Origin of the sequence: Mycobacterium sp. (genome assembly GCF_049802695.1) — a bacterium.
GTDB lineage: Bacteria > Actinomycetota > Actinomycetes > Mycobacteriales > Mycobacteriaceae > Mycobacterium.
This window is the reverse complement of sequence record NZ_JBARMY010000445.1, coordinates 1-12,562: the sequence shown is the minus strand read 5'-3', so window position 1 is coordinate 12,562 and position 12,562 is coordinate 1. Positions and strand designations below refer to the sequence as shown.

At 65.6% G+C, this 12,562-nt stretch carries 13 protein-coding genes; 7 read left to right on the top strand and 6 right to left on the bottom strand.

What is annotated here, in order from left to right; translation table 11 throughout:
- Positions 1–851: aminodeoxychorismate synthase component I (locus WA317_RS17995; RefSeq protein WP_425174328.1), on the top strand; the 851-nt coding region annotated here is incomplete at its 5' end.
- Between the two features lie 3 nt (positions 852–854).
- Here WA317_RS17995 and rsmI read toward each other — a convergent pair.
- On the bottom strand, positions 855–1,694 hold the full coding sequence (gene rsmI, locus WA317_RS17990) for a 16S rRNA (cytidine(1402)-2'-O)-methyltransferase (protein ID WP_425174327.1): 840 nt from the start codon (positions 1,692–1,694) through the stop codon (positions 855–857).
- 179 nt (positions 1,695–1,873) lie between these two features.
- Here rsmI and WA317_RS17985 point away from each other — a divergent pair, with 179 nt between their 5' ends.
- Complete coding sequence (locus WA317_RS17985) at positions 1,874–3,355, top strand: dolichyl-phosphate-mannose--protein mannosyltransferase (RefSeq protein WP_425174329.1); 1,482 nt, start codon at positions 1,874–1,876, stop codon at positions 3,353–3,355.
- Positions 3,356–3,468: 113 nt separating this feature from the next.
- Entirely contained in the window at positions 3,469–4,326 is an 858-nt protein-coding gene (locus WA317_RS17980) for a hypothetical protein (protein WP_425174326.1), read from the top strand.
- 50 nt (positions 4,327–4,376) lie between these two features.
- Here the strand turns inward: WA317_RS17980 and arcA are convergent, their stop codons facing one another.
- A complete protein-coding gene (gene arcA / locus WA317_RS17975; protein WP_425174325.1) occupies positions 4,377–5,588 on the bottom strand; it encodes an arginine deiminase in 1,212 nt (403 codons plus the stop codon).
- A gap of 71 nt (positions 5,589–5,659) precedes the next feature.
- Here arcA and WA317_RS17970 point away from each other — a divergent pair, with 71 nt between their 5' ends.
- Entirely contained in the window at positions 5,660–6,256 is a 597-nt protein-coding gene (locus WA317_RS17970) for an alpha-ketoglutarate-dependent dioxygenase AlkB (protein ID WP_425174324.1), read from the top strand.
- A 1-nt stretch (position 6,257) separates the two neighbouring features.
- Here the strand turns inward: WA317_RS17970 and WA317_RS17965 are convergent, their stop codons facing one another.
- The 3 genes from WA317_RS17965 to WA317_RS17955 are packed head-to-tail and all read right to left on the bottom strand — an operon-like array spanning position 6,258 to position 8,597.
- Positions 6,258–6,920, bottom strand: coding sequence for a DUF5642 family protein (locus WA317_RS17965; RefSeq protein ID WP_425174323.1), 663 nt, complete (start codon positions 6,918–6,920; stop codon positions 6,258–6,260).
- A 28-nt stretch (positions 6,921–6,948) separates the two neighbouring features.
- Positions 6,949–7,605 carry a DUF5642 family protein gene (locus tag WA317_RS17960; RefSeq protein ID WP_425174322.1) on the bottom strand — a complete coding sequence of 219 codons (657 nt, stop codon included), beginning with the start codon at positions 7,603–7,605 and terminating at the stop codon, positions 6,949–6,951.
- Positions 7,605–8,597 carry a GNAT family N-acetyltransferase gene (locus tag WA317_RS17955; protein ID WP_425174321.1) on the bottom strand — a complete coding sequence of 331 codons (993 nt, stop codon included), beginning with the start codon at positions 8,595–8,597 and terminating at the stop codon, positions 7,605–7,607. The genes WA317_RS17960 and WA317_RS17955 overlap by 1 nt, the downstream gene beginning before the upstream one ends.
- Before the next feature lie 143 nt (positions 8,598–8,740).
- Here WA317_RS17955 and WA317_RS17950 point away from each other — a divergent pair, with 143 nt between their 5' ends.
- Positions 8,741–9,487: a class I SAM-dependent methyltransferase gene (locus WA317_RS17950; RefSeq protein WP_425174320.1), complete on the top strand. Its 747-nt coding sequence runs from the start codon at positions 8,741–8,743 to the stop codon at positions 9,485–9,487.
- A 12-nt stretch (positions 9,488–9,499) separates the two neighbouring features.
- On the opposite strand, the gene WA317_RS17945 is transcribed toward WA317_RS17950, so the two are convergent.
- On the bottom strand, positions 9,500–10,954 hold the full coding sequence (locus tag WA317_RS17945) for a catalase (protein WP_425174319.1): 1,455 nt from the start codon (positions 10,952–10,954) through the stop codon (positions 9,500–9,502).
- 113 nt (positions 10,955–11,067) lie between these two features.
- Between WA317_RS17945 and WA317_RS17940 the strand changes: the two genes are divergently transcribed.
- A complete protein-coding gene (locus tag WA317_RS17940) occupies positions 11,068–12,084 on the top strand; it encodes a zinc-dependent alcohol dehydrogenase family protein (protein ID WP_425174318.1) in 1,017 nt (338 codons plus the stop codon).
- A 54-nt stretch (positions 12,085–12,138) separates the two neighbouring features.
- Entirely contained in the window at positions 12,139–12,351 is a 213-nt protein-coding gene (locus WA317_RS17935; protein WP_425174317.1) for a hypothetical protein, read from the top strand.
- Positions 12,352–12,562 lie beyond the last annotated feature (211 nt).

The window sequence follows — 12,562 nt, the reverse complement described above, 5'->3', positions numbered from 1 at the left end:
CCTTGGAGGCGCCGGCGGCCCCGGGGATCTGCCGGATCGACTGGCGCGACGCCGACCGCTGCGCCCACCGCGCCGGCGTGCTGGACTGCCTGGCGGCGATCACCGCCGGTGAGGTTTACCAGGCGTGCGTGTGCACGCAGTTCACCGGGACGGTGACCGGATCACCGCTGGACTTCTTCGTCGAGGGGGTTTCGCGCACCGCACCCGCGCGGGCCGCTTACGTCGCCGGTGAGTGGGGTGCCGTGGCGTCGTTGTCACCGGAGCTGTTTTTGCGTCGACGCGGTGAGATGGTCACCTCCAGCCCGATCAAGGGCACCTTGCCGCTGCACGCCCGGCCGTCGGCGCTGCGGGCCTCGGCCAAAGACGTCGCGGAGAACATCATGATCGTGGATCTGGTGCGCAACGACTTCGGCCGGGTGGCAATCACCGGCACAGTTCGTGTGCCGGAGCTGCTGCGGGTGCAGCGCGCCCCGGGTGTGTGGCATCTGGTGTCGACGGTGTCGGCGCGGGTGCCGACCGCGCTGCCGACCGCAGCGCTGCTGAACGCCGCTTTCCCGCCCGGCTCCGTCACCGGGACTCCCAAACTGCGTGCGCGGCAACTTATTTCGCAATGGGAACAACAGCGACGCGGCGTGTATTGCGGCGCAGTAGGTTTGGCTTCGCCAGTTGCCGGATGTGAGTTGAACGTGGCGATCCGCACCGTCGAATTCGACGTCGCAGGAAATGCCGTACTGGGCTCGGGCGGCGGGATCACTGCCGACTCGGACCCCGACGCGGAATGGGACGAATGCCTGGCCAAGGCGGCCCCGATCATCGGGCAGCTGCCCGCGGTGTTCGCCGGGATCCCTTAGCGGCTACGGGCTGCGGGACCGCAGCACCGCGTCATAGAGCTCACGGCGCGATCGCGCACCCGGATGCGCTGCGACCACTTGGGCGCAGGCGTCTTTCACCCGGACTCCGGTGCCTATCAGGTCGTTTGCTTCGTCCACCAGTGCGGTGAGGTCGGCGCGCGGGACGGCACCGGACAGCACGACCGTGATCTCGCCGAGCACCCCATCGTCGGCCCAGGCCGCCAACTCCCCCAACGATCCGCGCACCACCTCCTCGTGCACCTTGGTCAGCTCACGGCACACCACCGCCTGACGTTCGCTGCCGAGCTGCTCGACGGCGTCGTTGAGGCAGGCTTGCAGCCGGCGCGGGGACTCGAAGAACACACACGTGCGGGGCTCGTCAGCCAGCGAAGCCAGCCAGGTCCTGCGTGCGGAGTGCTTGCGCGGAGCGAAACCCTCGAAGCAGAACTTCGCCGACGGCAGGCCGGACACCGCAAGCGCGGTCGTCACCGCTGACGGCCCGGGCAGGCAGATCACCGGCAGGCCCGCGTCGACGCACGCGACCACCAACCGGTGGCCCGGATCGCTGATCAGCGGCATTCCGGCGTCGCTGACCATCAGCACTGTCGCGCCGCTGTCGATCCGGTCGACAAGGCCGGGAACTTTCGCCTCTTCGTTCTGGTCGAACAGGCTGATCACGTCGCCAGTGATCGACACCTCCAGCGACCTGGCCAACTTCCGCACCCGCCGGGTGTCCTCCGCGGCGATGACGTCGGCGAAGCGCAGTGCGTTGATCAGCCGCGATGATGCGTCGGCCGGCTGGCCCAATGGGGTCGCACCCAGCAACAGTCGGCCACCGGTCATGGCGCACAGCCTACGATCGTGGTGATGCGATGAGGAGGAGCGGCGCTGGTGGCGACCGCCGACGACGATGCAGAGCGAAGCGATGAGGAGGAGCGGCGCTTGTGGTAACCGCCCCGACCCGCGACAGCCTCGTCGTCGAAGAGGAGCGCGGAGCACCAGTCATCAGTCCCGGGCCGCTGATGCCGATACCGGATTTCGGGCCGGTCGACCGCTGGTACGGCTGGGTCGTCACCGGTGCGGTAACTGCCCTGGCAGCGGTGACGCGGTTCATCAACCTCGGCTCGCCGACCGACGCCGGGACGCCGATCTTCGACGAGAAGCATTACGCGCCGCAAGCCTGGCAGATGCTGCACAACCACGGTGTCGAGGACAATCCCGGCTTCGGTCTGGTCGTTCATCCGCCGGTCGGTAAGCAGCTGATCGCCATCGGTGAAGCGATCTTCGGCTACAACGGGCTGGGCTGGCGGTTCACCGGCGCGCTGCTCGGAGTGATCATGGTCGGCCTGGTGGTGCGGATCGTGCGGCGCATCAGCCGCTCGACGCTGGTCGGCGGTCTGGCCGGCCTGCTGCTGATCGCCGACGGCGTCAGCTTCGTCTCCGCGCGCACTGCGCTGCTCGACGGCTTTCTCGCGTTCTTCGTGGCGGCGGCGTTCGGCGCACTGATCGTCGACCGTGACCAGGTTCGCGCGCGCATGCACGTCGCGCTGCTGCAAGGACGCAGCGCCGAGAGGGCCTGGGGACCACGGCTGGGCGTGCGGTGGTGGCGGTTCGGCGCCGGCGTTCTGCTCGGTTTAGCCTGTGGCACAAAGTGGTCCGGCCTGTATTTCGTGTTGTTCTTCGGAGTCATGTCGCTGGCGTTCGATGTCGCCGCGCGTCGTCAGTACCGGGCGCCGAGGCCGTGGCTGGGGACGTTAAGCCGTGACGTTTTCCCCACCGCGTATGCGCTGCTGCTGATCCCGTTCGGCGTCTACCTGGCCAGCTACGCAGCGTGGTTCGCGTCGGAGACCGCGATCGACCGGCACGAAGTCGGTCAGACGATCGGCCCGGAGGGCTCCCTGCCACTGCCCGATGCCATCCGCTCGTTGTGGTACTACACCGATAAGGCTTTCGAATTTCATGCGGGACTGACGAATTCGGCGGGCAACCACCATCCGTGGGAGTCCAAGCCTTGGACCTGGCCGATGTCGTTGCGGCCGGTGTTGTACGCCATCGATCAGCAGAACATTCCGGGGTGCGGTGCACAGTCGTGCGTCAAGGCGGTGATGCTGGTCGGAACACCCGCGATGTGGTGGCTTTCGGTACCGGTTCTGCTGTACGCCTGCTGGCGCACCTTCGTGCGCCGAGACTGGCGGTATGCCGCAGTGCTGGTCGGCTATTGCGCCGGGTGGCTGCCGTGGTTCGCCGACATCGACCGGCAGATGTACTTCTTCTACGCCGCCACGATGGCGCCCTTCCTGGTGATGGCGATCGCGCTGATTCTCGGCGACGTGCTGTACGAGCCGGGGCAGAATCCTGAACGCCGCACGCTCGGCATGATCGCCGTATCTTGCTATGTCGCGCTGGTGGTGACGAATTTCGCATGGCTGTTCCCGGTGCTTACCGGTCAGCCGATCTCACAGTCGACCTGGAACATGGAGATCTGGCTGCCCAGCTGGCGATAACTTTCGAGGGCGCGAATTGCGTCGAAATTGCCGCCATGGCTGTGATGCACAAGTGAGAGCGACCATGGCCGCAATCTGGATGCGATGTCGGTGGCGTGAACCATCCTTGCCTCATGGCGGCGGTCTTCCGGGGAACTGAGGCAGTAGCCAGCGGCGCCCTTACCCGCGGCCAGTTGCGCTGGAATTACCGTGCGATCTATCGCGATGTCTACCTGCCGAAGCAGATGGTCAGGTCGTTACACGACAACGTCGTCGCGGCCTGGCTGTGGTCGGGCCGCCAAGGCATTATCGCCGGCCGCGCCGCCGCGGCGCTGCACGGCGCTAAATGGGTCGACGAATTCACCTGTGTTGAGCTGATCGGGCGGTTCAACCACGCACCGCCGGGAATCATCGTCCGTCGCGAAACGCTCAGCGCGGATGACGTCACGCTACTGGCCGGGCTACCCGTGACTACGCCGGCCCGCACCGCTTTCGATCTGGCCCGGCACCTTCCGCGCAACGTCGCCGTCACCCATCTTGACGCGCTGGCCCGTGCGACGGGGATGACGCCCGCGGACGTTGCACCGATGATCGATCGCCACAAACGTCTCAGGGGCGTGCGGCGGTGCAGAACCGCGCTGTCGCTCATGGACGCCGGTGCCCAGTCACCGAAGGAGAGCTGGTTGCGGCTCATCCTCTTCGATGCAGGACTACCTCGACCGACTACCCAAGTCCGAGTGTCCGATGGTCAGTTCGTCGCCTACCTCGATATGGGTTGGGAAGGCCCGCAGGTGGGCGTGGAGTATGACGGGGACCATCACCGTCGCGACCGGAGACAATACGTAATAGATATTCGGCGAGCGGAGATGCTCGAGGGGCTCGGTTGGCGCGTAATCAAAGTCATAGGCGAGGACCGACCGACCGATGTCGTCCGACGAGTGCGCGAGGCGCTCGCCCGCCGAAGTGCCGCGAAATCGCCGCCAGGGTTGTGATTTTCCATCGAGCACGACCATGGTGGCAATCTCAACAGTTTCGCGGCCAGCTAAAGCGGGTCGCGGGCGACTGGACACGACATACAGCGCGGACCGCCACGGCCGGTGCCCAACTCTGAGGCCGCAATCGTCAGCACTTCGATGCCGGCATCCTGCAGACGCGCGTTCGTTCGCGAATTTCGCTCGTAGGCAACGACGACACCGGGCGCCAATGCCAAGGTGTTGTTGCCGTCGTCCCACTGCTCGCGTTCGGCGATGACGGGATCCAGACCGGTGCCGATGACCCGCAATTTCTCGATGCCCATCGCGGTCGTCGCCGCCTCGACGAACGGCGCCGCGTCGCTAATCTGCACCCCCCCTTCGCCATTGCGCTGAATGGTGAAGGCGGACAGATTGTCAGCAACGTTGGCGTACATCACCATCGCATCGATGTCGACCATCGTGCACACCGTGTCCAGATGCAGCTGCGCGCGCTTCTGCTCGATTGGCACAGCCAGCACTGTATGAGCCAGATCGTCGTCGAAGAGGCTGCGGGCCAACGCTTCTGCTCCTGCTGGTGTGGTTCGCTCACCGACGCCGACGGCAATGACGCCGGGCGCCAGCAGCAGCACGTCACCACCTTCGACCGGCGCGGTGCGCGACTCGTAGGCACGCCGCACGCCGGTGAATCGCGGATGGTGGGCATAGATGAGATCTGTCAGCGACGTCTCGCGGGCGCGGGCAGGCAGCGCCAACGACGGGATGATCACCCGCGGACCGATCCAGATCGACGAGTCGCGGGCGAACACCAGATTGGGCAACGGCTCGATGGCGAAGTCACCACCGTGATGCATGTGACGCACCAGCGACACGTCTGTCCGGGTGTCCGGCGGCAACTCGGTGAACGTCATTCCCGCCATCAAGACATGCGCCAACGCGGTCGGGTCCAAGCTGCGCAAGTGGGCCGAAAGCTCGTGCGCCAACGGCACGCCCAGCCGACGGTCGTCCACGGCCGCTCCGATTCCATGCATCCGGGCGGCTCCGCTACTCAGCGCCTCGGTCAGCAGGTCGGAGAGCCACAACACCTCGACGCCGCGGGAGCGGAGCAGTTCGGCGAACGCGTCGTGCTCGTCTTGCGCGCGGGCCACCCACGGCAAGCCGTCGAACAGCAGCTGGTCATTGTTGCGCGGCGTGAGCCGCGCCAGCTCAGCGCCGGGCCGGTGCACGATGACCACCCGCAGCACTCCCACCTCGGAGTCAAGACCCAGGCCACCGCCAGTCACAGCTAGCAACGTTAATGCCAACCCACCGTCACAGGGTGGCGTTCGAACGGCCGTGCGATAAACTGGCGGCCGTGGCGGTAGCGGTACAGGAGTCGCTGTTCGAACACAGCGAACGTCGGCTGCTCGGCCAGGGTGCCTGGATCGACCTGCGGTCCGGCTGGCTGACGGACGCCGGCGAGCTCTTGGACGCGCTGGTCACGACGGTGCCTTGGCGAGCGGAGCGCCGGCACATGTACGACCGGGTGGTCGACGTGCCGCGACTGGTCAGTTTTCACGATCTGGTCACCGAAGAACCTCCGCACCCGCAGCTGGGCCGACTGCGGCGACGGCTCAACGACAGCTATGCCGGCGAGCTCGGCGAGCCGTTCACCACGGTCGGATTGTGCCTGTACCGAGACGGCTCGGACAGCGTCGCCTGGCACGGCGACACCATTGGCCGCAGCCGCAAAGAGGACACCATGGTGGCCATCGTCAGCCTCGGCGCCACCCGCACGTTCGCGATGCGGCCGCGGGGTGGCGGCCGGTCGCTGCGGCTGCCGCAAGGTCACGGCGATCTGCTGGTGATGGGCGGATCGTGCCAGCGCACGTGGGAGCACGCGGTGCCCAAGACGGCCGCGCCCACCGGGCCGCGGGTCAGTATCCAGTTCCGGCCCCGAGACGTCCGCTGACTCAACCAGCTCTCACCGCGGTCACCGCAGTGCTGAGCAACTCCCGCGCCCGCTGGGTGTTGACCGGAACAACGGGCTTGTCAGCGACCAGCACCGAATTGGCGGTGACGATCACCTGGTAGGCACCGAAATGCGCGGAGTAGTCGTAGATCTCGCCGCCGCTGGGCTTACCACCGATCACCGTCTGCACGACTCGATGCACACCGAGGGTGCGTGTCCCGGCGATCTGCGGCACGTCGACCACTTCGACCAGGCCTCGCACCGGGCCGCCGCCGAAGCCGACCTTTTGACAACCCGGTCCGGGGTCGCTGAACGGCACCGGTTTCGAGGTCTGCACCGCGATGGCGATGAAGCGGTTGCCGTCGCCCTCAGCGACGACGGCGGCCATGTTGCCCTGCACTCCCGGCGGCACCCCTTGGGCAGTGGCGAACTTCGCGCAGTCCGCGGGTTCGAATTTCAGTCCGTCCGGCAGCTTCTGCGCGGTCAGCAGCTTGGGATCGATGCCCGTCGGCGCGACGCTGGTGACGTGGAATTCGGGACCGAAGCTATTTTTGACCTCGCCGATCTTCCCTATATCGGCGGATGGCGAGGTCGAAGTCTGCGCGGCCGGAGTGCAGGCGGTAAGCCAGCACACGCAGCCGATCGCGAGCACGGCCCTGATCATCGTCGTCAATCTACCCAACAAAGGCGGGTCAACCGCGTAACGCGGACACCGTTTTGACGAGCAAGTCGGCGGCGAATTGCGGTGGCAGTGGTGAGTGCCCCGACCCCGGATCGGTGACCAGCGTGGTGAACGCGCAAGAGTCGCCCAGATAGGCGATGAACGTCTCTGCATGCGATTCGATCCGTCTGCCGCCTTCGGCGGAAGTCGTCGTGTCGCTTGCCATTGCGACGGTCTCGGCGCCGTCGAGGTGGGGCGGGTCAACGAGCCGCACGTCCGACCGTGCCCGGCCGTTGGTCGCCGTCCAACGCGGGCATCCGGCGACGATCGCCGGGTCCAGACGGACAGCAGGAAATGGCGCGACGATTGCGTAGACGATGCCGCCGACGCCTGACCCGGAGACGCCCTGCGCTGATTCAGTGTGGCCGGCCGCTGGGTCGGCCAGCGCCGCGCACTGGACCGGGTCAGCCGTCCACCCGACGCCCAGACCCCAGATCGTCGCGGGCGCGGTGACACCGGCGACAGTTGTCACCTCGTATCCGCTGGGCAGGTCCCGAACGATTCTTTTGATTCTCGACGGATTGGTGGCGTGCCCAGCCGCCGGCGACGTAGCCGAAGGTGTTGGCGCTGGGCCCTTCGCGCATGCGGCGGCAAGCCCGACCACCAGCACAGTGATCCACAGTCGCATCAGCCGACAGCTTGGATCACTTGCCGCGCAACGTGCTTGATCTTGTCGGCCATGTCGCGCCCCAGTGGCAGGTGACGGATGTCGGGTACTTCGATCACCGTGGTGACGACACCGACGTCGTCGCGCCGCCAGGAAGCACCGAATTGGTCCATCATCGCGCGCATCGGCAGGTTGTCGGAAAGCATCCGCCCGGAGAACTTCTCGATACCGCCGACCCGGGCGGCGATCGCCAGCGCGCCGATCAGAAAGGTGCCGATTCCCCGGCCTTGGTAGGCGTCGGCGACGGTGAACGCGATCTCGGCGAGCGTCGGATCGTGCTCGTCGCGCACGAAGCGGGCGTCGGCAATGGGGTCGACGCCGTCGGTCACCACCCACACGAAGTGGTCGACATAGTCGACTTGGGACAGGTAGTCCATCAGTGCGGGGCTGGGAACACGGGCCGTCATGAACCGGCGGTACAGCGTCTCGTGGGAGAAGCGGACGTGACCGTGCACGGTGCGCTCACTGTCGCCGGGCAGGACCGGGCGAAGCGACAATTCGGGGCCGCCGCGAATGCGGAACGGGATCGGCGTGATGAAGGCGGCCAACCGTTGGCGGACCATGCGCACCAGACGTTGCATGATGCCCGGGATCTGCACTAGGCGGGCGAAGGCTTCGCTGTCGCCGATCCCGCCGGTCAGCGGTTCGGTGGTTGTGACGGTCGCCGTCCGCGGGATGTGGCGCAGGAGGGCGATCTCGCCGACGATCATCCCCGGCAGCACCCGTTCGACGGTCATGACATCGCCGTCACCGACGTGCTTGACCTCAGCGGTACCCGACGAGACCAGTAGAAAGGAGACAGCCTGTTCACCCTGCCGCATCAGCACTTCGCCGGCGGCAGCCCGCAAGGGCAACAGACTCGCCGCCAGCGGCATCAGATCGGCGGCGGGACATCCCTTGAAGATGTCCATGCCGGCGAGTTCGTCGACGCGCAGTCCGGTCCATCCGCTCACCGGCACATTCCAGACATCCCCTCCACGCGGAGGATCCCGCGACCCGTGTGACCCAGGTTATGGCGTCGGCTCCGACCGCGGCAAGGATAAGCGGTTACCGGGCCCGGTGTCCGGCGGAACCGCGAGACGGGCAGACTTCAGGAGTGGACACCGACGACGACCGGTTGCGGCAGGCCCGCGAACTTCTCACTACGACCGCTTCGGTGCGGCACGGTTTTCTCGACGTGTTGGGCGCTTCGACCAGCGCCCCTGCGCCGACGTTCGCCCAGCGTGCGATGAACAGTCCGGTGATGGCGACCGTCTACGAACGGCTGTGGCGCCCGTTCTCGTTCTATCTGGCCAGCGGCGTCACCACTAGCGCCGAGCAACGCCGGGCCGTGGAAGCTCTACGCCTCGCCGGTCCGCAGCGATTGCTCGACGTGGCTTGCGGGCCAGGCAATTTCACAGGAGAACTGGCGAAAAGCGTGTCCGCCGGGGGCTTGGCCATCGGGTTCGACATTTCCGAGCCGATGCTGGCTCGGGCGGTGCTGGACAACAGTGGGCCGCGAGTCTGTTATGTGCGCGGCGACGCCCACCACCTGCCCTTCGGCGACGAGACGTTCGACGCCGTGTGCTGCTTCGGCGCGCTGTACCTGGTGCCAGAGCCGTTTGTAGTCGCCGAGGAGATGGTGCGGGTTCTCAAGCCGCACGGTCGGATTGCGGTGCTGACCAGTTGCGCCCGTGGCGAACCGCCGATCCGGCAGGCTTTGGCGGTGGGCGCCGGCGTGATCGGGGTGCGGATGTTCGAGCGCAGCGCGTTCGTCGACCTGTTCACGTCGGCCGGGCTGGTCGACATCGAACAGCACACCCAGCGCGCCCTGCAATTCGTGACCGCGGGCAAGCCAGGGTGAACCCGGCTGATGTCAGCCGCCGTTTCGGACGCCTTCCTCGATCTTCTTGCCGAGGTCCGCATCGATGTTGCGCCAGTATTCGAACACCCGTGACAGCACCGGCTCCTTGACGCCCTTCAGAACGTGGCCAACAATGTTGTTCGCCAAACGATCCCGCGCCGCGTCGTCAAGCACCTGACGTACCAGCGTGCCGGCCTGGCTCCAGTCGTCGTCGTCAGGGCGCAGCGTATAGGCGTGCCGCACCATGTCGCCGTCGGCGAACCAGCGCACTTCTGCGGCCCGCGCCGGGTCGGCCTGCGGCCCGCCATAGGAGTTCGGCGCGTACACCGGGTCGGCGGCGTTGCGGATCCGCATGGCGCCGTCCTTGGAGTAGGAGTGCACCTCGACTTTCGGCGTGTTCACCGGGATCTGTTTGTAGTTGACTCCGAGCCGGGCGCGGTGCGCATCGGAGTAGGAGAAGCCCCGGGCCAGCAACATCTTGTCGGGCGACAGACCGGTGCCGGGCACGATGTTGTTGGGCTCGAACGCGGCCTGCTCTATCTCGGCGTGATAGTCCTCGACGTTGCGGTCGAGCACCAGCTTGCCGACCTCCTGCAGCGGATAGTCGCTGTGCGGCCACACCTTGGTCAGGTCGAACGGGTTGAACCGGTATGATTTGGCGTCCTCGAACGGCATGATTTGGACGTTGAGCGTCCAACTCGGGAAATCGCCGCTCTCGATGGCGTTGTACAGGTCGCGCTGGTGATAGTCGCCGTCTTCACCTGCCAGTTGGTCAGCATCCTCCTGGGTCAGAAAATCGATCCCCTGATCGGTTTTGAAGTGATACTTCACCCAGCAGATCTCGCTGTCAGCGTTGATCCAGCTGTAGGTGTGGCTGGAGTAGCCGTTCATGTGACGCCAGCTCTTCGGAATACCCCGGTCGCCCATCAGCCAGGTCACCTGATGCGCCGACTCCGGTGACAGCGTCCAGAAATCCCACTGCATGTTGTTGTCGCGCAGGTTGTTATCCAACCGCCGCTTCTGGCTGCGAATGAAGTGCTGGAACTTCAGCGGATCGCGCATGAAGAAGACCGGAGTGTTGTTGCCGACCATGTCGAAGTTACCCTCCGACGTGTAGAACTTCAGCGAGAATCCACGCGGATCACGCCAGGTGTCCGGGCTGCCGCGCTCGCCGGCCACAGTGGAGAACCGGATCAGCGTGTCGGTCTTGGTGCCTGGCTGGAACACCGCCGCCCGGGTGTACCGGCTGACGTCATGGGTCACCTCGAAGTGCCCGAACGCCCCGCCGCCCTTCGCGTGCGGCTGACGCTCCGGAATGCGCTCCCGGTTGAAGTTGGCCATCTGCTCAATCAGGTAGTGATCCTGCAGCAGAATCGGGCCGTCAGGGCCAATGGTTAATGATTGGTCATCGCTGGGCGCCGGGGCGCCGCCATCGGTCGTCGTCGGCTTGACTTGGTTGCTCGTCATCAGGCTCCCTCGAAGTTTTGATGCCGTCTCGGATCTGGTACTGACATTACTCAGGCGCAACGAATCGGCGGCTTCGCGGGTACTCCAGAACAGACCGATCTCGAAGGAGAGAAATGCAAGGTGCAGTCATTTACGGCAAGGGCGACGTGCGTCTGGAAGAACTGCCCGAACCCACCATCGTCGAGCCCACCGATGCCATCGTCCGCACGGCAGCCACCTGCGTCTGCGGGTCCGACCTCTGGCAGTACCGGGGCATCGCACCTGTACCGGAGCCTAAGCCGTTCGGGCATGAATATTGCGGGATCGTCGAGGCGGTTGGCCCGGACGTCCGCACAGTACGTCCAGGCCAATTCGTCATCGGACCGTTCTTCGTCGGCGACAACACCTGCCCCAACTGTCGCAACGGAATCCAAACCGCCTGCTTGAACGGAATGTTGATGAGCGGATGCCAAGCCGAGGCCATTCGGATCCCGATGGCCGACGGAAACCTGGTCGCGACTCCAGAGCCGCCACCGGACGAGCAGGTGGCCGACCTACTGACGCTTTCTGACGTGATGGCAACCGGTTGGTACGCCGCCGAATGTGCGCGGGTAGAGCCCGGTATGACGGTGGCGGTCGTCGGCGACGGCGCGGTCGGACTCTGCGGCATTATCTCCGCCGCGCAGATGGGCGCGGAGCGCATCATCGCCATGAGTCGCCATGCGCCGCGACAGGCACTGGCCACGCAGTTCGGCGCGACCGACATCGTCGAGGAGCGTGGGGACGACGGTGTCGCGCGCATCAAGGACATGACGCAAGGCATCGGCGCCGACGCTACCTTGGAGTGCGTAGGAACCGCCGGCGCAATGACTCAGGCGATTCAGTCGACTCGACCCGGCGGCTTCGTCGGCTTCGTCGGCGTCCCACACGACGTCAGCATCCCCGGCGAAGACTTGTTCCGATTGCAAGTCGGCCTCCGTGGCGGTCCAGCGCCCGTGCGACGATTTTTGCCGGATCTGATCACCCGTGTCCTGGACGGAAAGATACTGCCCGGCAAGGTCTTCGACAGTGTTCTGCCGCTCGGGCAGGTCGCCGAGGGCTACCGTGCGATGGATCAGCGTCGAGCCATCAAAGTTTTGCTGAAACCGTGATGTGGCGCGGTGGAAAAACCACAATCTTCATTGTTTCTCGCCTAGGGTGGCGCGATGAGCGATGCTGCGCCGCAATGGGAGTACACCTGGTTCCACACGTTGGGTGACGATGCAATGAATGAAATGATGCGCAAAGCGAACTCGCTAGGGAAGCAGGGCTGGGAGATGGTTAGCTTCTCAGTGAACGAGCAGAAACCCTATACGGCCGTGTGCTTCTTCAAACGGCCGCTTGAAGAGGGCAAGCACGAATCTCGGCGTTTCCTCTGACGCTAACCTGCTGTTGCAGGGCACTCTCTCCCCTTGTAATGCATTGGTAGCGTTCAAACGCGCAATAAGGAATGCGGGAGGCGACGCTGTGCGGGAGGAAAACACCACGCCGTCACGTCGCCCGGAGCTCTCGAGCATGGCGGACGACTACGGGCGGCACGCCCTCTCCCAGCGCGCCTCCTTCGAGGCGACCCACCCGGCCGTGCTGGCC

Excerpts from the sequence above, each read along its gene's own strand:
- rsmI (WP_425174327.1), bottom strand. The coding sequence starts at position 1,694 with ATGACCGGTGGCCGACTGTTGCTGGGTGCGACCCCATTGGGCCAGCCG.
- WA317_RS17985 (WP_425174329.1), top strand. The coding sequence starts at position 1,874 with ATGCCGATACCGGATTTCGGGCCGGTCGACCGCTGGTACGGCTGGGTC.
- WA317_RS17980 (WP_425174326.1), top strand. The coding sequence starts at position 3,469 with ATGGCGGCGGTCTTCCGGGGAACTGAGGCAGTAGCCAGCGGCGCCCTT.
- WA317_RS17965 (WP_425174323.1), bottom strand. The coding sequence starts at position 6,920 with ATGATCAGGGCCGTGCTCGCGATCGGCTGCGTGTGCTGGCTTACCGCC.
- WA317_RS17960 (WP_425174322.1), bottom strand. The coding sequence starts at position 7,605 with ATGCGACTGTGGATCACTGTGCTGGTGGTCGGGCTTGCCGCCGCATGC.
- WA317_RS17945 (WP_425174319.1), bottom strand. The coding sequence starts at position 10,954 with ATGACGAGCAACCAAGTCAAGCCGACGACGACCGATGGCGGCGCCCCG.
- WA317_RS17940 (WP_425174318.1), top strand. The coding sequence starts at position 11,068 with ATGCAAGGTGCAGTCATTTACGGCAAGGGCGACGTGCGTCTGGAAGAA.
- WA317_RS17935 (WP_425174317.1), top strand. The coding sequence starts at position 12,139 with ATGAGCGATGCTGCGCCGCAATGGGAGTACACCTGGTTCCACACGTTG.